Below are 20,560 nucleotides of genomic sequence, written 5' to 3'. Positions count from 1 at the left end.
GGTTCGCTTCATGCGCCGGCCGTTGCGCCACGGCGCCCGGCCTCCAGCGCCGCGAGGTCGCGATAGCCGGCGGCCGGGTGGCTGGCCGGCAGGCGCGGGCCTTCCCCGAACAGCTTCTCGCGCAGGGTGCCGGGGGCGTATTCGGTCTTGAACGCGCCGCGCTTCTGCAGCTCGGGGACCAGCAGCTCGACCACATCGACGAAGGTTTCCGGAGTCACCGCGTAGGCCAGGTTGAAGCCGTCCACGTCGGTGTCCTCGACCCAGCTCTGCAGCTCGTCGGCCACGGTCTGCGCGCTGCCGACGATCAGCGGACCGAAGCCGCCGATGCCGACCCAGTCGGCCAGCTCCCGGACCGTCCAGGTGCGGTTCGGGTCGGCGCTGGAGAAGGCCTCCACCGCCGACTGGATGGCGTTGGTGTGGATGTGCTCGAGCACCTGGTCGGGCCGGTACTGGCCGAAGTCGATGCCGGTCCAGCCGGAGATCAGCGCCAGCGCGCCCTCGTAGCTGGCGTACTGCTTATAGTCGCGCCACTTGGCCTGGGCGGCGGCGTCGGTTTCGCCGACGATCACCGTCTGCAGGTTGAAGATCAGCACCTTGCGCGGGTCGCGCCCCGCTTCCTCGGCGCGCCGGCGGATGTCGGCGACGGTCTTCTTGAGGATGCTCTTCGACGGCGCGGCGACGAACACGCATTCGGCGTGCTCGGCGGCGAACTGCTTGCCGCGGCTGGAGGCGCCGGCCTGGTAGAGCACCGGGGTGCGCTGCGGCGAGGGTTCGCAGAGGTGGATGCCGGGCACCTGGAAGTGCTTGCCGACGTGCCCGATCTCGTGGACTTTGGCCGGCTCGGTGAACAGACGGCGCTCGCGGTCGCGCACCACCGCGCCCTCTTCCCAGCTGCCTTCCAGCAGCTTGTAGATCACCTCCAGGTACTCGTCGGCGTAGTCGTAGCGCGCGTCGTGGTCCTTCAGCGCCTGCTGGCCGAGGTTGCGCGCGCCGCTGTCGAGGTAGGAGGTGACGATGTTCCAGCCGATGCGGCCGCGGGTCAGGTGGTCGAGGGTGGAGAGGCGGCGGGCGAACGGATACGGGTGCTCGAAGGAAAGCGAGGCCGTCAGGCCGAAGCCGAGGTGCTCGGAGACCAGCGCCATCGGGGTGATCAGCGCCAGCGGGTCGTTGACCGGCACCTGGGTGGACTGGCGCAGCGCCGCCTCGCCGTTGCCGCCCAGCACGTCGTAGATGCCGATCACGTCGGCGATGAAGATGCCGTCGAACTTGCCGCGCTCCAGCAGTCTGGCCAGCTCGGTCCAGTATTCCAGGTCCTTGTACTGCCAGGCGCGGTCGCGCGGGTGCGCCCAGAGGCCGGGGGACTGATGCCCGACGCAGTTCATCTCGAAGGCATTGAGGCGGATTTCGCGGGGCATGGGCTTCTCCCTGAGGCTGCCGATGTGCGGATGGGCGGCCAGCGTCGTGCAGAGACGACGCAGCCGGCGGCAAACAGCCGGGCAGAACCCGTGCCAGCTGGGAAACTCGCGGCAAATCAGGGAGATGTACGAAAAGAGCGGCGTGCGGATGATCGGCACGGAACAGATTGTTCATCCGCTGTTGCGCGCCCGACAGTTGCCGGGCGGTGGCAGGCGCTGCGGTCGGCTATCGGACGTGCCGCCGCAGGCGACGGAACAGGGCGAAGGCCACGGCCACGCCGACGATGGTCAGCACCGCGGCTTCCTCGTAACGCCTGATGTCGGCGAACACCCACTCCAGGGTCTGGCCGAACAGGTAGCCGGTGCCGACCACCAGCGGCGCCCAGATCGCCGCGCCGATCAGGTTGAACAGCACGAAGCGCCAGGTCGGCACCGCGCTCATGCCGAGGGCGATGGGCCCGGCGACGCGCAGGCCGTACATGAAGCGGATGCCGAGGATCACCGGGGTCTGGAAGCGCACCAGCATGCGGTCGACGCGCTGTGCGCCGGCTTCCAGCTTCGGATAGCGCTGCAGCAGCGCCGTGCCGTAGCGCCGGCCGACCAGGAAGAAGCCCTGATCGCCCAGCGCCCCGGCGCAGAGGGCCGTGACCACCACCAGCGGGAGGGACAGATAACCCTGGTGCGCGGCGTAGCCGGCCAGCACCAGCACGGTTTCCCCCTCCAGCAAGGCTCCCAGGAACACCGCCAGGTAGCCGTACTCGGCGACCAGTTGCATCAACGACATAGCTCAACGCCCTGCAAGACAACGAAACGGGCGCATAGAGTACAGCTCGGGGCGCCGCAGGGCAGCAGCGTACTACTACCGGCCAGTCGCAGGTTGCCGGCCCGCCGGGCGCTCAGGAATAGTTCAGCGGATCGGGCGCCTCGTCCTTGAGGGCCCAGCGGCCGAGCATGTTCAGCTTGTAGTCGATGGGGTCGTGCAGGGTGTGGGTGCGCACGTTGCGCCAGAAGCGGTCGAAGCCCAGCGCCGCCCGGGTCCCGCGCGCGCCGACCACCTCGAACAGCTCCTGGCTGGCGTACAACCCGGAGCGGTGGGCCAGCACCTTGGCCTCGGCCACCGCCACCGCCACCTCGGCGCGCTCCCCGGCGGTCAGCGCCGGGCCGCAGGCGAAGGCCCGCTCGATCAGTGCCGCGGCGCGGTCGGCCAGGGCGCGGGCGGCGGCGATCTGCACGTGCATCTCGCCGAAGCGGTTCTGGGTGAAGGGATCGTCGGTGGCGTGCTGCGCCGCCGAGGCCAGCCAGGGCCGCGCCTGGGTCCGGGCGAAGCGGCGCGCCTCGGCGAAGGCGCCTTCGGCGATGCCCAGGTAGAGGTTGACCAGCACCAGCTGGGCGAAGCAGTTGCGCAGGGTGTGGAACGGCGTCGGCGGCACCTCCGGGGCGCGCAGCACGTTGCGCTCCTCCAGCGGCACCTGCTCGAAGGCCACCGAGTTGCTGTCGGTCTGGCGCTGGCCGATGGGGTCCCAGTCGTCGAGGATGCGCACCCCCGGGTGCTCGGTGGAGACCACCGCCAGCAGCGGCTGCGGCGCCCCGTCGAGCACCGCCGAGAGGGTCATGAAGTGCGAGCCGACGGTGCCCGAGCAGAACGACTTGCAGCCGTCGAGCGTGAGGCCGGCGGCGCTGCGCCGGGCCAGCAGGCGACGGTCCAGCGGGTTCATGCCGTTGCCCCACCAGCACTGGTGCTCGGCGGTGTGGCCGAGCAGGCGGCGCTGCTGCTCGTCGTTGCCGTAGATCAGCACGGTGGCGACCTGCAGGTGATGGAAGGCCAGCACGTGGGCCAGCGAGCTGTCGACGGCGGCGACCCGGCGCACCAGGGCGTAGATCTCCGCCCAGGGCCGGCCGAGGCCGCCGTGCTCGCGCGGTATCGACCAGAGCAGCAGGCCGGCTTCGCGCAGCAGGGCCTTCTCCTCGGCGGCGTGACCGCCGCGGGCGTCTCGCTCGACGGCGGTGGCGCCGATTCGTTCCAGCAGGGTGTCCAGATCCGGATTCATGGCGGTAGGGCTCTATCTCGAAGGGAGTTCAGTGACAGGTCAGGCCGGCGCCGAGCTTGAGCACGTCCAGGCTCAGCTCGCCGAGGCGCTGGTCCAGCGCGGCGTCCTGGGCGCCGCTGCGCCGCCATTCGGCCAGGGCAGCCGCCAGCCAGCGGCGGCTCTGCGGCTCGGCGGCTGGCAGGCGCACGTGGCCGATGGCCTCAGGCTCGAGGGCCAGCGGCAGGCGGCGGTAGAAGCGCCAGTCCGGCTGCTGCAGCAGCCAGCCGGCGAGGCTCGCCTCCTCCGCCAGCGCCGCGCACTCCCCGGCGAGGAAGGCGCCGATGGCACGGATGGACGAGGGATAGGCCCGCACCCGGGCGCCGTGCCGCTCGGCGAGTTCGCGGCGGTACGGGCTGCCCTCGGCGAGGCACACGCTGTGCCCCTTGAGCGGCGCGTCGGCGGCCAGGGCCAGCCCGCGCAGGGCGAGCAGCGCGCCCTCGGTCCGGCGGGCCGCAACCGGCAGATCGGTGCCGCCTGGCTGCTGCGCGGCGCCGGCGATCAGCAGGTCGACCCGCCCCTCGGCCAGCGCCGCATCGCGCTCGGCGGGCGGCAGGCCGACCAGCTCAACCGGCAGGTTCAGGTAATCGCCCAGCGCCCGCGCCAGCGCCGCGTCGAGCAGGTCCGGCTCCGGCCGGACCGGCGTACCGGGCAGCGCCGGCCGCGGGTATTCGCGCACGCCGACCAGCAGCCGGCCGCGCGAACGCGCCGCCTCGAAGAGTGGCCCCGGCGACAGCTCGCTGGGGTGGGCGGTGCCGGTCCAGAAGCGCAGGCGCCAGTCCCAGCCCAGGTCGCCGAGGGCGGCGAGCGCCAGCAGAGCGGCCAGGGCCAGTCCGGTCGCCAGCTGACGCAGCCAGCCGGAAGCCGGCCGGCGCGCCGGCGGCAACGGCGGCGCCAGGGCCTCAGGCATTGTGGGTCAGCCCCTTGCGCCAGCGGGTGAAGCGCCGCTCGACCAGGGCCAGGACGAAGTTCAGCAGCAGCCCCACCAGCGCCAGCAGGAGGATGCCGGCGTACATGCTGGACACCTGGAACACCTCCTGGGAGTTCAGGGTGAGGAAGCCCAGCCCCGAGTGCGCGCCGATCATCTCCGCGGCGACCAGGGCGGTGACGCAGTAGGCGCCGGCCAGGCGGATGCCGGTGAAGATCGACGGCGAGGCGGCCGGCAGCACCACCTTGTAGAACAGGAAGCCGCGCGAGGCGCCCATGGAGCGGGCCGAGTCGATCAGCAGTTTGTCCACCTGCTTCACTCCGCTGATGGTGCTGAGCAGGATCGGCCAGAACGCGGCCCAGAAGATGATCGCCACCTTGGACAGCTCGCCGATGCCGAAGAACAGGATGAATACCGGGAACAGCGCCAGCGCCGAGGTCTGCCGGAAGAACTGCAGCAGCGGATCGACCAGCGCCTCCAGCCGGGCGAACCAGCCCATCAGCAGACCCAGGCTCACCCCGCTGACGATGGCCAGCAGCAGGCCGGCCAGGGAGCGATACAGGCTGGCCTCCAGATGCTTGAACAGCGCGCCGGAGACGGCCAGCTCCCAGATCGTCTGCAGGATCGCCGACGGCGGGCTGAGATAGCCGCTGTTGACCAGCCCCAGGCGCGGCAGCAGCTCCCAGAGCAGCAGGAAGACCAGAATGCCGAGGCTGCGCTCGAGGAGCCCGGCGAGATTCAGCGAAAACTTCATGAAAACTCCCTAACCCTTGATCTCGGCGGTCTGCGCGCTGGCCGGCCAGTCGGCGGCGCGCACCGAGGTCGGCGCCGGCACCGGGGCGTTGGCGAAGCGCACCTCGTCCTTGAGCACCTCCCAGGCGCGCTGGCGCAGGTGGACGAATTCCTCGGAGTTGCGCACCTCGGCCGGCCGCGGGCGCGGCAGGGGCACCTCGATGATCTCCTTGACCCGCCCCGGCCGGTGGGTCATCACCGCGATCCGGTCGGAGAGGAAGATCGCCTCGTCGAGGCTGTGGGTGATGAACACGATGGTCTTCTTGTGCCGGTCCCAGATGCGCAGCAGCTCGGCCTGGAGGATCTCGCGGGTCTGCGCGTCGAGGGCGGCGAAGGGCTCGTCCATCAGCAGCACGTCGGGCTGGTAGACCAGCGAGCGGGCGATGGCCACGCGCTGGCGCATGCCCCCGGAGATCTCGTGCGGGTAGCGTCCGCCGAAGCCGTTGAGGCCCACCAGCTCCAGGTACTCGCGGGCCCGCTCGCGCCGCTCGGCCTTGCCCACGCCGCGGATCTCCAGGCCCACCTCGATGTTCTCCAGCACCGTGCGCCAGGGGAACAGCGCGTAGCCCTGGAACACCACGCCCTGGTTGGCGTTGATGCCCTCCAGCGGCTTGCCGTCGATGCGGATGCTGCCGCCGCTCTTCTCGGCGAGGCCGGCGAGGATGCTGAGGAAGGTCGACTTGCCGCAGCCGGAGGGGCCGAGCACGGAGAGGAACTCGCCGTCGCGCACCTCCAGGTCGAAGTCCGCCAGGGCGACCACCCGCTCGGCCTGGCCGCTCTCGTTCTTCGCGCTGAACTCCATGCGCAGGTCGCGCGCCACGATCTTGCTGCTCACGCTGCGCACCTCAGGCCGGCTGGCCGGCGAAGGGGTTGAACTCGTTGGTGTAGACGTCCTTCACCTTGATCTTGCCGCGCGGGATCTTGCCCTCGGCTTCGAGGATGTCGATGTAGTACTGGATCGGCGGCTCGGTGATCACCAGGTTCTCCACGTAGGCGTAGCGCTCCACCTTGCCCAGGTCCATGCCGATGCGCTGGGCGGTGATCTTGCGCGCCTCCTCCGGGTTGGCGTTGACCCAGTTGGCCGCCCGGGCGATGGCCTGAACCACGTCGCGGGTGGCTTCCGGATGTTCGCGCAGGAAGCGCCCGTGCGCGCTGTACGGCGCCATGCCGCCGAGGCCGCGGTCCAGGTCGTAGTCGCTCCACAGCCGCAGCAGCGCCGGGTTCTGCTCGGCGCCGCCGGAATGCGGCGGATGGATGATCGCCAGGTCGATGTTGCCGGTCGCCAGGGTCTGCTCGCTCTGGTTGTCCGGCACCACCAGCCAGTTGATCTTGTTCACGTCCACGCCGTGCTGGCGCAGGTAGGTCTTGGTGACGAACTCGGCGCAGGCGCCGAAGCTGTTGAAGCCGACGGTCTTGCCTTCCAGGTCCTTGGGCGAGCGGATCGCCGAGTCCCGACGCACGAAGTACTTCATGTGCGGGGCTTCCTCCAGGGTCTTGCCGCCGGCGGACACCACCTTGATATCCAGCCCGCTGGCCAGCGCCGAGATCACCAGCGGCACCATGCGCATGCCGAAGTCCAGCTCCCCGGTGCCCACCAGCGGAATGATCTGCGGCGCGGCGATCTTGCCGACGTACTTCGGCCGCGCCCGGGTTCCCTCGAAGTAGCCCAGCGACTCGGCCAGATAGACCAGGTCGAAGGCCGGGTTGTCCGGATATTTGAATTCCACCACCGCGTCGCCGACGCTCTTGACCACGGCGGGCGCGGCGGCCGACTTGGCGGCGCCGCCCTGCTGCTTGTCCCAGCAACCCGGCAGCACGAGACTGGCGGCGCCGGCGGTGCCGAACAGGGCCAGTTTCTTGAGGACCGATCTGCGGCTGGTATCGACTGTCATCTCTGAATTTCCTTCGCACGCTTGGCAATTACCTGGCTACGGACAGAGCAAGAGCTGCGCCAGATCGGAAAAACATCGATAACTCATTGATATGAAAGAATAAAAACCACGGATACCGGCATCCCGTCCCGACTGTCGGCAGCGCAGCTGTCCCGGGGCCGACAGCTGCCCGGCAAACTGTCGAATATCCAACAGTTGCCGGAAATCCCCGGCCTTGCGCCCGCGGAAACGGGCGAACCGGCCCTCCAGACGGCCGTTCGCCGGCCAACTGTTGCCGCAGCAACAGCGGGCTAACAGAACACCCGCGATTGCGACAGCGCGCCCCGCCCGGCGCGACCCGGCCAAACCCGCCGCGGAGCCCGGATTCCGCGGCCTTCGCGGAGCTGGCACCGAACTTGCCCTTCCGGATTCACACGGACTCTTCCGAACACGGACCCTTGCGAATCCAGGAGTTGTATATGCAGCGTGAATATTCTCTGGCCCGTCTCGCCGGCCGATGGATCAGGTCGTTGGCCCTGGCCGCCGTGGCCGGCTCGGCGCTGGGGGTGGCCCAGGCCGCCAGCGACCAGCCGCTCAAGCTCGGTTCCACCGCCGCCTTCATGCCGGTGCTGGAAGTCGCCGCGGCGGAAGCCGCCAAGCAGGGCGTCGCGGTGGAGCTGGTGGAATTCAGCGACTGGAAAACGCCGAACGTGACCCTGGCCCAGGGCGACATCGACGCCAACTACTACCAGCACATCCCCTTCCTGACCAACGCCAACAAGGAAGGCGGCTTCGACCTCAAGCCGGTCGCCCCGGGAGTGATCAACAACATCGGCCTCTACTCGAAGAAGTACAGGAGCCTCGATGAGCTGCCGGTGGGCGCCAAGGTCGCCATCGCCGGCGACGCGGTCAACGGCGCCCGCGGCCTGCAGCTGCTGGAGAAGGCCGGGCTGATCAAGCTCAAGCCCGGCACCGGCTTCGAGACCACGGTGGCCGACATCGTCGAGAACCCGAAGCAGATCCGGATCATCGAGCTGGAGGCCGTGCAGCTGGCCCGCGCCCTGGACGACGTGGACCTGGCCCAGGGCATGCCGCACTACCTGAAGCTGGCCGGCACCATCGACCCGGAGAGCGCGCTGATCTTCGACGGCCAGGACCGGAAGATCTACGCCATCCAGTTCGTCACCCGTCCGGAAGGCCAGAACGACGAGCGCCTGCGCCGGTTCATCAAGGTCTACCAGAGCTCCCCGGTGGTCCGCGCCGCCCTCGACCGCACCCAGGGCAAGCTCTACACGCCGGGCTGGGAGGAATGACGCCATGGGCCGTTACGCAGCCGACATCGAGCAGGCCGCCACCCACATCCGTCTGGAAGCGCTGTGCAAGACCTACCCCGGCGCCCCGGAGCAGGCCCTGGCGAACATCAACCTGAACATCCAGCGCGGCGAGATCTTCGGCATCATCGGCCGCAGCGGCGCCGGCAAGTCGTCGCTCTTGCGCACCCTCAACCGCCTGGAGCAGCCCAGCGGCGGCCGGGTGCTGATCGACGGCGTGGACATCGGCGACTACGACGAGGACCTGCTGGTCGAGCTGCGCCGGCGGGTCGGCATGATCTTCCAGCACTTCAACCTGATGTCGGCCAAGACCGTGCGGGAGAACGTCGCCCTGCCGCTCAAGGTGGCCGGCTGGCGGCCTGGCGAGATCGAGCGGCGGGTCGATCAGCTGCTCGACCTGGTGGGCCTGGCCGAGAAGCGCGACGTCTATCCGGCGCAGCTCTCCGGCGGGCAGAAGCAGCGGGTCGGCATCGCCCGCGCGCTGGTCCACGACCCGGAGATCCTGCTCTGCGACGAGGCCACCTCGGCCCTCGACCCGGAGAGCACCCAGGCGATCCTCGCCCTGCTGCGCGACATCAACCGCCGCCTCGGCCTCACCATCGTTCTCATCACCCACGAGATGGAGGTGATCCACGAGATCTGCCAGCGCGTGGTGGTGCTCGAGCGCGGCCGGGTGGTCGAGGAAGGCCCGGTCTGGCGGGTGTTCGGCGACCCGCGCCACGAGGTCACCCGCACCCTGCTCGGCACCCGCCAGCACGACCTGCCGGAAGACCTGATCGGCCGCATCCGCCAGAAGCCGAACGGCGAGCACAGCGCCCTGCTGCTCGACCTGCACTTCACCGGCGCCAGCCTGCGCGAGCCGGACCTCTCGGCCATCGCCCGGACCCTGGGCACCGGCACGCGCCTGCTGCACGGCGGCATCGACCGCATCCAGGGCCGCGCCCAGGGCCATCTGCTGCTCAGCGTGGATTCCCGCGAGCCGGAGGCGGCGATCATCGAACGGGCCAGGGAGCTGGCCGACAAGGTGGGAGGACTGGGCTATGTCGCCGCTGCTCGTTGACCGCCTGCTGCAGGGCGCCTGGGACACCCTGCTGATGATCGGCGCCTCGGCCCTGGTCACCCTGCTGCTGGGCATCCCGCTGGCGCTGTTCCTGGTGACCAGCGCCCGCGACGGCATCTTCGAGGCGCGCTGGGCCAACGGCGCGATCGGCAGCGTGGTCAACGTGCTGCGTTCGATCCCCTTCCTGATCCTGATGGTCGCGCTGATCCCCTTCACCCGCCTGATCGTCGGCACCAGCTACGGCGTTTGGGCCGCGGTGGTGCCGCTGACCGTGGCCAGCACGCCGTTCTTCGCGCGCATCGCCGAAGTCAGCCTGCGCGAGGTGGACCGCGGCCTGATCGAGGCCGCCCAGGCCATGGGCTGCCGGCGCTGGCACATCGTCTGGCACGTGCTGCTGCCGGAGGCCCGGCCGGGCATCGTGGCCGGCTTCACCATCACCCTGGTGAGCATGATCAACGCCTCGGCGGTGGCCGGGGCCATCGGCGCCGGCGGGCTGGGCGATCTCGCCTACCGCTACGGCTACCAGCGCTTCGACACCCAGGTGATGCTCACCGTGATCGTGCTGCTGGTGCTGCTGGTGAGCCTGATCCAGCTCGGCGGCGACCGCCTCGCCTTGCGTCTCAACAAGCGGATCTGATCCGCCCGACCCATCGATCCGGCGTCCCGCGCGGACGCCCTCTGGAGCAACCATGAGCGACATTCAGCAACGCCGCCTCGCCGCGGTAACGGGGGCGGCTACGCCCGAAACGGCCGAAGGGCCCCGTCCACGCCTGCTCGATCCGGCCAGCGTGCGGGTGATCCGCAGCGACGCCGAGGCCATCGAGGTGGCCCAGGCCCTGGCCAAGGTCTTCGTCGCCGGGGCCGCCGAGCGCGACCGCGAGCGCCGCCTGCCCTGGGACGAGTTGGACCTCTACTCGCAGAGCGGCCTCGGCGGCATCCGCGTGCCGCGCGCCTACGGCGGCGCCGAGGTGTCCTACGTCACCCTGGCCGAGGTGTTCCGCATCCTCTGCGCGGCCGACCCGGCCCTCGGGCAGATCCCGCAGAACCAGTACGGCGTGCTCGCCGTGGTCGACGAACTGGCCAGCCCGGCGCAGAAGCGCTGGGTCTACTCCCGCGTGCTGGCCGGCCAGCGCTTCGGCAACGCCGGCCCCGAGCGCGGCACCCGGACCATCCTGCAGCAGACCGCCCGCCTCGGTGCGGACGGCGGCAAGCTGCGCCTGAGCGGCACCCGCTTCTACTCCACCGGCGCGCTGTTCGCCCACTGGATTCCGACCCGCGCCCTGGACGCCGAGGACCGATCGATCCTGGCCTGGGTGCCGCGCCACGCCCCCGGCGTGAGCGTGGTGGACGACTGGTCGGGCATCGGCCAGCGCACCACCGCCAGCGGCACGGTGGTCTTCGACAACGTGGAAGTGGACCCGGCCAACGTCCTGCCGGCCTGGCAACTGGCTAACCGCCCGGGGCTGCCCGGGCCGATCTCCCAGCTGCTGCAGGCGGCCATCGACGCCGGCATCGCCCAGGCCGCCATCGACGACACCCTGGCCTTCGTCCGCGAGCGTTCGCGGCCGTGGATGGACTTCGGCGGCGAGCGCGCCAGCGACGACCCCTACATCATCCAGGCGGTCGGCCGCCTGCAGATCGACCTGCACGCCGCCATCGAGGTGCTGCACGACGCCGGCCGCACCCTCGACCGCGTCTCCCGCGAGCCGATCACCGCCGAATCCAGCGCCGAGGCCTCGGTGGCGGTGGCGGCGGCCAAGGTCCTGACCACCGAACTGGCCCTGGAGGCCAGCGAGAAGCTGTTCGAGCTGGCCGGCACCGCCGCCACCCGCAGCGTCCACAACCTGGACCGCCACTGGCGCAACGCCCGCACCCACACCCTGCACGACCCGGTGCGCTGGAAATACCACCTGGTCGGCAACTACGAACTCAACGGCGTGCTGCCCCGCCGCCATCAGTGGAACTGAGGAAGTCCATCCATGAGCCAGTCCAACAACCTTTCCGCGCCCCTGACCACGCCCATCCCCGGCAGCGTCAGGGTGATCCGCGACGATGCCGAGGCCCTCGCCGTGGCCCGCGAACTGGCGGCCGAGTTCGCCGTCGAGGCCGCCCGGCGCGACCGCGAGCGCCGCCTGCCCTGGGCTGAGATCGAGCGCTTCTCGCGCAGCGGCCTGTGGGGCATCAGCGTGCCCAAGCAGTACGGCGGCGCCGGCGTCTCCAACGTCACCCTGGCCGAGGTGGTGAGCATCCTCGCCGCCGCCGACAGCTCCCTGGCGCACATCCCGCAGAACCATTTCTATTCGCTGGAGGTGCTGCGCGTCGGCGGCAGCGAAGAACAGAAGAGCTTCTTCTTCTACCAGGCCCTGGAAGGCCAGCGCTTCGGCAACGCCCTGGCCGAGATCGGCCACAAGGACTTCGTCCGCCGCACCCGCCTGAGCCCCGACCGCAAGCACGGCGGCTTCCGCATCGACGGCCGCAAGTTCTACTGCACCGGCTCGCTGTTCGCCCACTGGATTCCGACCCTGGCGGTCGACGAGAGCGGCACCGGCTGGCTCGCCTTCGTCCCGCGCCAGAGCCGCGGCGTCACCATCACCGACGACTGGGACGGCTTCGGCCAGCGGGTGACCGGCAGCGGCTCGGTGCAGTTCGACGACGTGCACGTGCAGGCCGACTGGGTGGTGCCGTTCCAGGCCTCCTTCGACAGCCCCAGCACCATCGGCCCGCTGGCCCAGATCATCCACGCCGCCCTCGACCTGGGCATGGCCAGGGGCGCCTACGCCGCCACCCTGGAGTTCGTCCGCCGCCATACCCGGCCGTGGATCGACGCGCCCCAGGACAAGGCCACCGACGATCCGCTGACCCTGGAGCGGGTCGGCGACCTGGCCGTGCGCCTGAAGGCCGCCGAGGCCCTGCTGCGCCGCGCCGGCCGGGTGCTCGACGCTTCCCAGTCGGCGCCGGACGAGCGCAGCGTGGCCGCGGCCTCGGTGGCGGTGGCCGAAGCCCGCGTGCTGACCACCGAAATCGCCCTCAAGGCCGGATCGCGGCTGTTCGAGCTGGGCGGCAGCGTCGCCAGCCTGAGCGAGCACAACCTCGACCGCTACTGGCGCAACGCCCGCACCCACACCCTGCACGACCCGGTGCGCTGGAAGTTCCACGCGGTCGGCAACTACTACCTCAACGACAAGCTGCCCCCGCGGCACGGAGCGCTCTGACATGGCGAAGAAGCAGATCCTGCTCAATGCGTTCAACATGAACTGCGTGGGCCACATCAACCACGGCCTCTGGACCCACCCGCGGGACAACTCGGTGGACTACAACACCATCGAGTACTGGACCGACCTGGCCAGGCTGCTGGAGCGCGGCCTGTTCGACGGGCTGTTCATCGCCGACATCGTCGGCGTCTACGACGTCTACCAGCACTCCATCGACCTGACCCTGCGCGAGTCCATCCAGCTGCCGGTCAACGACCCGCTGCTGCTGGTCTCGGCCATGGCCGCCGCCACCAAACACCTGGGCTTCGGCATCACCTCCAACCTCAGCTACGAGCCGCCCTACCTGTTCGCCCGGCGCATGTCGACGCTGGACCACCTGACCCGCGGGCGCATCGGCTGGAACATCGTCACCGGCTACCTGGACAGCGGCGCCCGGGCCATGGGCCTGCAGGGACAGATCCCCCACGACGAGCGCTACGAGCGCGCCGACGACTACCTGGAGCTGGTCTACAAGCTCTGGGAAGGCAGCTGGGAAGACGGCGCCGCGCGCCGCGACAAGGCCGCCCGGGTGTTCGCCGACCCGGCCAAGGTCCACCGCATCCACCACGAAGGCCCCTACTACCGGCTCGACGGTTACCACCTGTGCGAGCCGTCGATCCAGCGCACCCCGCTGCTGTTCCAGGCCGGCACCTCGGCGCGCGGCCAGCAGTTCGCCGCGCGCCACGCCGAGGCCATCTTCATCAGCGCCCAGGACAAGGAAACCACCCGCCAGCTGGTGCAGAACCTGCGCGCCCAGGCGGTGCAGGCCGGCCGCCGGCCGGACGACATCAAGATCTACGCCGGCATCGCCGCGGTGGTCGGCGCCACCGCCCGCGAGGCCCAGGAGAAGTTCGACGATTATTGGCACTACGCCAGCGCCGAGGCCGGCCTCGCCCACTTCGCCAGCAGCGTCAACGTCGACTTCGCCCGCTACGGCCTGGACGAGCCGATCGACTACAGCCGCGGCAACGCCATCCAGTCCGCCGCCCAGACCGCCCAGGCCAACGCCATGACCCGGCGCAAGCTGCTCGAACGCTTCCGCCTCGGCAGCCGCTACCCGACCCTGGTCGGCGACGCCCAGCAGGTAGCCGACGAGCTGGAATCCTGGGCCAACGAGGTGGGCATCGACGGCTTCAACCTGTCGCGCACCGTCACCCCGGAAAGCTACGAGGACTTCATCGACCTGGTGATCCCCGAGCTGCAGAACCGCGGCTCGTACAAGACCGCCTACGCCGAGGGCAGCCTGCGGCAGAAACTGTTCGGCCAGGGCGACCGCCTGCCGGCGCGCCACCCGGCCGCCGCCCACCGCCACGTCCCCGCCCCGGCCGCGCAGGGAGAGCCGGCATGAAACGCCGCGCCCTCCTGCGCGCCGGCGCCGGCCTGCTCGGCGCCCTGGCCTTCAGCGTCGCAGCCCAGGCCGCGGCGCTGAAGATCGGCGTCACCCCCGGCCCGCTGGCCGACTCGGTGCACGTGGCGGCGCAGGAAGCCGGTCGGCAGGGCCTGGAAGTGGAGGTGGTGGAGTTCAGCGACTGGACCGCGCCGAACCTGGCGCTGGCCAGCAAGGACCTGGACGCCAACTACTTCCAGCACCAGGCCTTCCTCGACAACGCCGTCCGGGAAAGCGGCTACCCGCTCCGGGCGGTGGGGATCGGCATCCTCAGCAACGTCGGTCTCTACTCCACCCGCATCAAGAGCTTCGCCGAACTCAAGGAGGGCGCGCGGGTGGCGGTGGCCAACGACCCGGTCAACCAGGGCCGCGGCCTGCAGCTTTTGGAAAAAGCCGGGCTGATCCGCCTGCGCGAGGGCGTCGGCCCCCGCGCCCGCCTCGGCGACATCGTCGACAACCCCAGGCATCTGAAGCTGGTGGAAATCGACGGCCCGCAACTGGTCCGCGCCATCGACGACGTGGACCTCGCCCAGGGCTACCCCGGCCACTTCGCCGCCGCCGGCACCCTCGACCCGGGCAGCGCCCTGCTGTTCTCCGGCGTCGACGACCTCTACTACGCCATCCGCTTCGTCGCCCGCACCGACAACGCCGACGCCCCCCGCCTCCAGCGCTTCATCCGCCTGTACCAGCAATCCCCGGCGGTACGCGAGCAGATCAAAAAGTCCAACGCCAACAACGAGCGCCTCTACAGCCTGCCCTGGCTGCATAACGGCGCCGAAACGGCCCAGCCGAAGTAGTCCGGACCGGCCTGCATGCGGGGAGAGTCGCCCCGTGTGTGGGGCGGCTGCTTTCTGTCTCGAACCTGATCGCCTCTTCGTCGCTGATGACCAGTCAATTAAGAGCCGCTAACAAAACCTATAACCGTCACTTTGCGCGGCAGAGCTGGCGGCGATCGTGGGCCTTCTGTCTGGAGTTTTGTTAGCAGCTCTAAATTTGTGCTGACCCGGGTTTGTATCCGGCTCGGGCGATTGATGATGCTCATGTGGCATTTGGCGTGGAGCAGGCAGAAGAAGACACTCGATATTGCGATGGCAATTTGATAGCTTTGGTATTTCTGTGCTGAGATACGGCTGAGTGTGCCTTCCGAAGATGAAGTTCGCTTATGTCAGCTCGGGAGTTATACACCAACTGATGTATGAAGTAATTAGGTGCTTAAATGCGTAATTTTGATCCTTGGGTAGGAAGCCAATATCAGAACGGCCTCAACGGAGTCCGTGTTCTTATATTGGGCGAGTCCCATTACGGCGCGCCTCCAGAGCGATCAGGATTCACTTCTGCAATCATCAATAAATATGGGCAGACCAAGCGAAGCCACTTCTTTTCTACAACCCAAAGATTAGTGAGCCTTGATAAAAATCGTGGTCACATACCAAGCTCAAAGCGAAGGGAATTCTGGGATAAAGTGGCTTTCTATAATTTCGTGCAAGAATTTGTAGGAACCACATCGAGGCTAAGACCATCGCAGAGTCAGTGGGAGCAAGGGGCAGAGCCTTTCATTCAAACCGTTACAGAGCTTGCCCCTCAGCTTATCGTCGTACTTGGCCAAAAGCTTAAGACTTATTTGCCGCCTGAAATTAACGGCGTGGTGTATGCGTACGTCAAGCACCCATCGGGAAATGGATTCAGTTATAAGCAATTTCAGCCTATAGTGGCTAAAGCCTTTGAGCAGTGTGAGGTACGCACCTAACAATGCGCTTAACTTCGTTCGCTGGACAGTGAAAAGCTACGCTTTTTCCTGCCCGCTAGCTAAATCGTTAGGCCAGTTAGAGCCATGGATACATTAGCTAGAGCCTTAGTCATAGTCGTCAGGCACATTGAGCAACGTGATTCCTCCTGCACGGAAGAGACGATGTGAAGACGCTTGAGGAGATCGCTACTGTAATTCTCGATGCGTCCACAAGAAAGCGCCAAGCATTCATTGACGCAGTTACTACTGCTAGGCATTCCTGATCTGCCTGAACAACTCGGCTTGAACTCACCTTGACAATCAACAACAAGCCTAACTATTTATGCAAGTCTACCGCTTCCCGGGTAAGCTTGAATGAATATGTAGCGGTGATAAAGAACATGTCCTACATCGACAAGCTTATTGAGAACTGCAAGACCGCGAAGGCAGCACTCCCATCAAAAATAACAGAGGTGGATGACCTATCCGCACTAGATGGCGTTCAGAAAGCCATATACATAATTGAGGAGCAGGGCGGCAACCCTGAAGAAACATTTTTGGCGTTCTCTCGCTATAAAGAAAAAAAGGAACGGGCCTGTGCAAAACTTAATGCTCCATCTAGGGTTATGTACGTGGGCTCCTCCACTACGGGCGTGAAGAAGAGAATTGAGCAGCATATGGGCCAAGGAAACAAAGGCACCTATGCGCTTCATTTAAGCCATTGGTTCAACGGCAAGTACCAAGTAACTGTGAAGCAATACGACGTCACAAATGAGGTCCTGCAAATCATAGAAGATGATCTTTCGGACGCATTAAAGCCAGCGTTTGGCAAGCAGGGCGGCAACAACAAGTGAGATCACCATCAAAAAATCACTCCACCGGACCACGGCCACCGCAAGAACCATTTAACGGCACGCTCAATTTCGCTCGATGAGCAGCCTAAAGCTACACTTTTGACTGCCTATCAGCTTACAACGGTGAAACCAAAAGGATTTAAGATGCAAGAAGCCACCAGGGACAGCATATTTCTTCCTATATTTAGCATTGGCTTTGCGAGAAAAAGTTTACTTTTCTGCCTATTTATAACAGTCTTTTCTGCCTTTATAGCCCCGCCCGTCTCCGATAGTTATTTATGGAGCATTGTTTATAAGGCTTCTTCTACCATGGCGGATGTAGCATCAATGTCACGATCGTCAAAGCACCCCTTAGCTTTGGCAACGACATATTTCCTTTCCATAGTTTTATCATTTGCCTCAAGCATAATTATTGCATTCTCAAAACTCAACATGAATGCATTCAACAAACTGCAAGACAAAGGCAAATTCTATAGATGCTCTTCCTTTCTGCTTGCATTACTCGTGGTTCTTCTTCCTATTTTTCAAGTGCTTCCAATCAATGAGCTTCATCGCTCTTATGCTTTCTTTCAGGCAGCATCCGAGAAAAGGACATTCTTAGCTATTTGGGGCGGAGGTTATCTATCGCTATCGATTGTGCTTTGGAGTTGGATTTTGTTTGAGCTTTCAAATTTTTCCAGGTGGATAATGTCGAGAGTAATCACCTGAATAATCACGAAAAATACGCCAAAAAAATGGAAAAAGTGCAATCCAATTTTGCATCAAGTGCACACGCAGCGAACTCGTCAAAAACCCGCTCAGCAGAGTAGACGGTAAATTTTATGGACAGCCATTGCCCCTCCTGCCGCATCGAACTGAAAGGCCGCTATCTGGGCGGACTCCATATTCGCTGCCCTAACTGCCAAGCCACACTGCGTTACAACATTCATCCTTCGGAGGGTGGCCCTTGGCACTTCGAGCTATGGCTGTATGCAATCGGCTTTTTGGCTCTGCTTATCGCGGTGTTTTGCGTTGCGGTTTTTAAGGTGCCGCTCCTGATCGCGGCCATCGCATTCGCGGCTCCGGTTTGCGTTTATATCTGGAGTGCGTTGAGAAAGGCCGGGAAAGCAATACCTGAAAGCTGGCCTCGCTGGGTCGTCATGTCGCCGGGCCGCAAGCCACGCCCCTGAGAATCGCAGTCACCGGTTGAACCGCACCGAGGCGCTCAAGCCGTTCCAGCATTGCCCTCCCCCTCGCCACAAGTTCAGCACCCGATTACCACGCTCGATTGCCTCCCCGACTCGGCCTAGAATCCCCGCCCTGCCCTCTGGACGCCCGCCTACCGCGGTCGCCCTTTGGCCTCGACGTTGAACAACCAGCCCGGAGGCGGTTTGCTGAAGTACAAGCTCGTGATCTTCGATTTCGACGGAACCCTGGCGGATTCGTTTGCGACCTTCCTCGAGGTGTGGGAGGTCGCCGCCGGGCGCCATGGCTTCCGGGGCGCGTCGCAGTGCGATCTGCAGCGGCTGAGGGGGTGCGGTGCGCGCGAGATCATCGCCGAGACCGGGGTGCCCTGGTGGAAGCTGCCGCTGGTGGCCAGGCACATGCAGGAGCTGATGCGCGAGCGCATCGCTGGAGTCGGGCTGTTCGACGGGATTGAGACCGTGCTGCGGACCCTGAAAGCCGAAGGCGTGCAGGTCGCCATCGTCACTTCCAATTCGCGGGCAAATGTCGAGCTGGTGCTGGGTGCCGGGCGGCTCGGTCTGATCGACCACTTCGGCTGTGGGGCCTCCCTCTTCGGCAAGCGGCCGAAGACCCGCGCGGTCATCAAGGCGGCCGGGGTATCGCCCGCCGACGTCCTGTGCGTCGGCGACGAGATCCGCGATGCGGAAGCGGCGGACGAGCTGGGGCTGGATTTCGCGGCGGTTTCCTGGGGCTATACCTACCCGGAGCAGCTGGAAGGCCTGCCGGGCGTGAAGATGTGCCGGAGCGCCGACGAGCTGCTGTCGCTCGTCATCGCCTGAAGGCCCGCCCGCCGGCCATGGGCGCCCTCAGGGCGCCGGATTGGGCTGCCCGACGTGGATGCACTCGATGCCGGCCAGCAGCTCCTCGCTCGGTTGCAGGTCGATGCTGGCGAGGTTGCTCTCCAGCTGCTCCAGTGTCGTCGCACCGATGATGGTGCTGGTCACGAACGGCCGGCCGGTGACGTAGGCCAGCGCCAGCTGCGCCGGGTCCACGCCGTGCTCGCGGGCCAGGGCGACGTAGGCGCTGGCGGCCCGGCGTGCCTGCGGGTTGTTGTAGCGCTGGAAGCGCTCGAACAGGGTCAGCCGCGCCCTGGGCGGCTGCGCGCCGTTCTCGTACTTGCCGGAGAGCAGGCCGAAGGCCAGCGGCGAATAGGCCAGCAGGCCCACCTGTTCACGGATGGCGATCTCCGCAAGGCCCACCTCGAAGCTGCGGTTGAGCAGGTTGTAGGGGTTCTGGATCGATACCACGCGCGGCCAGCCGCGGGTCTCGGCCAGGTGCAGGAAGCGCTGCACGCCCCAGGGCGTCTCGTTGGACAGGCCGATATGGCGCACCTTGCCGCTCTTCACCAGGTCGGCCAGCACCTCCAGGGTTTCCTCGATCGGGGTGAACGGCGTCTCCGGCTCATGGCGGTAGCCGAGCTGACCGAAGAAGTTGGTCGGCCGGTCCGGCCAATGCAGCTGGTAGAGGTCGAGGTAGTCGGTCTGCAGGCGCTTGAGGCTGGCGTCCAGGGCGGCGGTGAGGTTGGCCCGGTCGAAGTGGTTGCGCCCGCCGCGGATGTGGGTGACGCCATTGCCCGGGGCCGCGGCCTTGCTGGCGAGGACCCAGCACTCGCGCCCGCCGTGGCGCTGGAAGTAGCGGCCGATGATGGTTTCGGTGGCGCCGCAGGTGGCGGCGCGGGGCGGTACGGGATAGAGCTCGGCGGTGTCGATGAAGTTGATGCCGGCGGCGCGGGCCCGGTCGATCTGGGCGAAGGCGTCGGCCTCGTCGTTCTGCTCGCCCCAGGTCATGCTGCCGAGCGCCAGCGCGCTGACTTGGAGGCCGGTCCTGCCGAGTGGGCGGTAAAGCATCGGATGCTCCTGATGAGGAAAAGGGAATCGCCAGCGCGCCCGCGGCGGCCGGCATTAACCGGGCTGTGCGGGCGCGACGGAATCAGCGCAGGCTTTCGGCGGCCAGCGCCTGCTGGGTCGCCGGGCGGGCCTGGAAGGCCTCGCGGGCGCGGGCCAGGTTGGGCAGATCGGCGAAGGCTTCGCCCAGGCGCGGCAGCCAGCCGGCGAACACGCCTAGGTAGGCGTCGGCGATAGTGTAGCGCTCGCCCACCAGCCATTGGCGGTCGTTCAGGTGGTGCTCGACGTGGGCCAGCGCCTGGTGCAGCTGTTCGCTGGCCTTGGCGCGGATGCCCGGGTGGGCGCTCTCGTCGGCCGAGTAGCGTTCCGGACGGTTGAACGGACGGAAGCCGCCGACGTGGACCTCGCTGGCCAGATAGCCGATCCAGCTCTGGATCAGCGCCCGCTCGACGTTGCCGACCGGGGCGAACAGCCCGGCCTCGGGGCGCAGGTCGGCCAGATAGGGCAGGATCGCGCTGTTCTCGGTGATCAGGGTGCCGTCGTCCAGCTGCAGCGCCGGCACGCGGCGCAACGGATTGATGCGATTGATCGGCGATTCCGGCGTGCGCAGGGGCACCGGCTCGACGCGGATCGGCAGATCCAGCTCGTATACCAGACTGTGGGCGGCCAGCGAGCAGGCGCCGAGGGAAACGTACAGAACGCTCATGCGATACCTCTTCCGGGGAGTGGTCAGTCGCTCTGACCGCTCCGGTGAATGAATGTGCGGCAGGGCACGCTCCTTCGCGCCCTGCAC

General features: G+C 66.8%; 21 protein-coding genes. 12 read left to right on the top strand and 9 right to left on the bottom strand.

The genetic code is table 11. The annotated features are described in order from the left end of the window. Positions 1-8: 8 nt before the first annotated feature. The 7 genes from ACFOJE_RS11885 to ACFOJE_RS11855 form a co-directional block, all read right to left on the bottom strand. A complete protein-coding gene (locus ACFOJE_RS11885) occupies positions 9-1,415 on the bottom strand; it encodes an LLM class flavin-dependent oxidoreductase (RefSeq protein WP_377814567.1) in 1,407 nt (468 codons plus the stop codon). A gap of 226 nt (positions 1,416-1,641) precedes the next feature. Continuing rightward, positions 1,642-2,199: a DedA family protein gene (locus ACFOJE_RS11880; protein WP_377814566.1), complete on the bottom strand. Its 558-nt coding sequence runs from the start codon at positions 2,197-2,199 to the stop codon at positions 1,642-1,644. A 112-nt stretch (positions 2,200-2,311) separates the two neighbouring features. Then, positions 2,312-3,463: an acyl-CoA dehydrogenase family protein gene (locus ACFOJE_RS11875; protein ID WP_377814565.1), complete on the bottom strand. Its 1,152-nt coding sequence runs from the start codon at positions 3,461-3,463 to the stop codon at positions 2,312-2,314. A 28-nt stretch (positions 3,464-3,491) separates the two neighbouring features. Then, positions 3,492-4,409, bottom strand: coding sequence for an ABC transporter substrate-binding protein (locus ACFOJE_RS11870; protein WP_377814564.1), 918 nt, complete (start codon positions 4,407-4,409; stop codon positions 3,492-3,494). After that, positions 4,402-5,181 (bottom strand): ABC transporter permease, encoded by a 780-nt coding sequence (locus tag ACFOJE_RS11865; RefSeq protein WP_377814563.1) that lies wholly within the window; start codon positions 5,179-5,181, stop codon positions 4,402-4,404. Before ACFOJE_RS11865 ends, ACFOJE_RS11870 begins: the two co-directional genes overlap by 8 nt. A gap of 9 nt (positions 5,182-5,190) precedes the next feature. After that, a complete protein-coding gene (locus ACFOJE_RS11860; protein ID WP_377814562.1) occupies positions 5,191-6,054 on the bottom strand; it encodes an ABC transporter ATP-binding protein in 864 nt (287 codons plus the stop codon). Positions 6,055-6,064: 10 nt separating this feature from the next. Then, positions 6,065-7,111, bottom strand: coding sequence for an ABC transporter substrate-binding protein (locus tag ACFOJE_RS11855; RefSeq protein WP_377814561.1), 1,047 nt, complete (start codon positions 7,109-7,111; stop codon positions 6,065-6,067). 458 nt (positions 7,112-7,569) lie between these two features. Between ACFOJE_RS11855 and ACFOJE_RS11850 the strand changes: the two genes are divergently transcribed. The 12 genes from ACFOJE_RS11850 (at position 7,570) to ACFOJE_RS11795 (ending at position 18,702) form a co-directional block, all read left to right on the top strand. Beyond that, positions 7,570-8,403, top strand: a complete 834-nt coding sequence (locus ACFOJE_RS11850) for a MetQ/NlpA family ABC transporter substrate-binding protein (protein WP_377814560.1) — start codon at positions 7,570-7,572, stop codon at positions 8,401-8,403. A gap of 4 nt (positions 8,404-8,407) precedes the next feature. Continuing rightward, a complete protein-coding gene (locus ACFOJE_RS11845; RefSeq protein ID WP_377814559.1) occupies positions 8,408-9,481 on the top strand; it encodes a methionine ABC transporter ATP-binding protein in 1,074 nt (357 codons plus the stop codon). After that, on the top strand, positions 9,471-10,118 hold the full coding sequence (locus tag ACFOJE_RS11840) for a methionine ABC transporter permease (protein WP_377814696.1): 648 nt from the start codon (positions 9,471-9,473) through the stop codon (positions 10,116-10,118). Before ACFOJE_RS11845 ends, ACFOJE_RS11840 begins: the two co-directional genes overlap by 11 nt. Before the next feature lie 52 nt (positions 10,119-10,170). Next, on the top strand, positions 10,171-11,448 hold the full coding sequence (locus tag ACFOJE_RS11835) for an SfnB family sulfur acquisition oxidoreductase (protein WP_377814557.1): 1,278 nt from the start codon (positions 10,171-10,173) through the stop codon (positions 11,446-11,448). A gap of 12 nt (positions 11,449-11,460) precedes the next feature. Further along, complete coding sequence (locus ACFOJE_RS11830; protein WP_377814556.1) at positions 11,461-12,693, top strand: SfnB family sulfur acquisition oxidoreductase; 1,233 nt, start codon at positions 11,461-11,463, stop codon at positions 12,691-12,693. Position 12,694: 1 nt separating this feature from the next. Next, positions 12,695-14,080, top strand: coding sequence for an LLM class flavin-dependent oxidoreductase (locus tag ACFOJE_RS11825; RefSeq protein ID WP_377814555.1), 1,386 nt, complete (start codon positions 12,695-12,697; stop codon positions 14,078-14,080). Then, positions 14,077-14,916 carry a MetQ/NlpA family ABC transporter substrate-binding protein gene (locus ACFOJE_RS11820; RefSeq protein WP_377814554.1) on the top strand — a complete coding sequence of 280 codons (840 nt, stop codon included), beginning with the start codon at positions 14,077-14,079 and terminating at the stop codon, positions 14,914-14,916. The genes ACFOJE_RS11825 and ACFOJE_RS11820 overlap by 4 nt, the downstream gene beginning before the upstream one ends. Positions 14,917-15,335: 419 nt before the next feature. Then, positions 15,336-15,866, top strand: coding sequence for a hypothetical protein (locus ACFOJE_RS11815; RefSeq protein ID WP_377814553.1), 531 nt, complete (start codon positions 15,336-15,338; stop codon positions 15,864-15,866). Positions 15,867-16,246: 380 nt separating this feature from the next. Continuing rightward, on the top strand, positions 16,247-16,699 hold the full coding sequence (locus tag ACFOJE_RS11810; protein ID WP_377814552.1) for a hypothetical protein: 453 nt from the start codon (positions 16,247-16,249) through the stop codon (positions 16,697-16,699). Positions 16,700-16,843: 144 nt separating this feature from the next. Continuing rightward, complete coding sequence (locus ACFOJE_RS11805) at positions 16,844-17,407, top strand: hypothetical protein (protein WP_377814551.1); 564 nt, start codon at positions 16,844-16,846, stop codon at positions 17,405-17,407. 113 nt (positions 17,408-17,520) lie between these two features. Beyond that, on the top strand, positions 17,521-17,868 hold the full coding sequence (locus tag ACFOJE_RS11800; protein WP_377814550.1) for a hypothetical protein: 348 nt from the start codon (positions 17,521-17,523) through the stop codon (positions 17,866-17,868). Between the two features lie 201 nt (positions 17,869-18,069). Then, positions 18,070-18,702 (top strand): HAD-IA family hydrolase, encoded by a 633-nt coding sequence (locus ACFOJE_RS11795; protein ID WP_377814549.1) that lies wholly within the window; start codon positions 18,070-18,072, stop codon positions 18,700-18,702. 27 nt (positions 18,703-18,729) lie between these two features. Here the strand turns inward: ACFOJE_RS11795 and ACFOJE_RS11790 are convergent, their stop codons facing one another. Both ACFOJE_RS11790 and ACFOJE_RS11785 read right to left on the bottom strand, forming a co-directional pair. Next, positions 18,730-19,770: an NADP(H)-dependent aldo-keto reductase gene (locus tag ACFOJE_RS11790; RefSeq protein ID WP_377814548.1), complete on the bottom strand. Its 1,041-nt coding sequence runs from the start codon at positions 19,768-19,770 to the stop codon at positions 18,730-18,732. Between the two features lie 82 nt (positions 19,771-19,852). Continuing rightward, complete coding sequence (locus tag ACFOJE_RS11785; protein ID WP_377814547.1) at positions 19,853-20,473, bottom strand: glutathione binding-like protein; 621 nt, start codon at positions 20,471-20,473, stop codon at positions 19,853-19,855. Between the last annotated feature and the right edge of the window lie 87 nt (positions 20,474-20,560).

Origin of the sequence: Azotobacter bryophylli, from assembly GCF_042643485.1 — a bacterium.
GTDB lineage: Bacteria > Pseudomonadota > Gammaproteobacteria > Pseudomonadales > Pseudomonadaceae > Azotobacter > Azotobacter bryophylli.
This window is presented reverse-complemented; position numbering and strand designations above follow the sequence as displayed.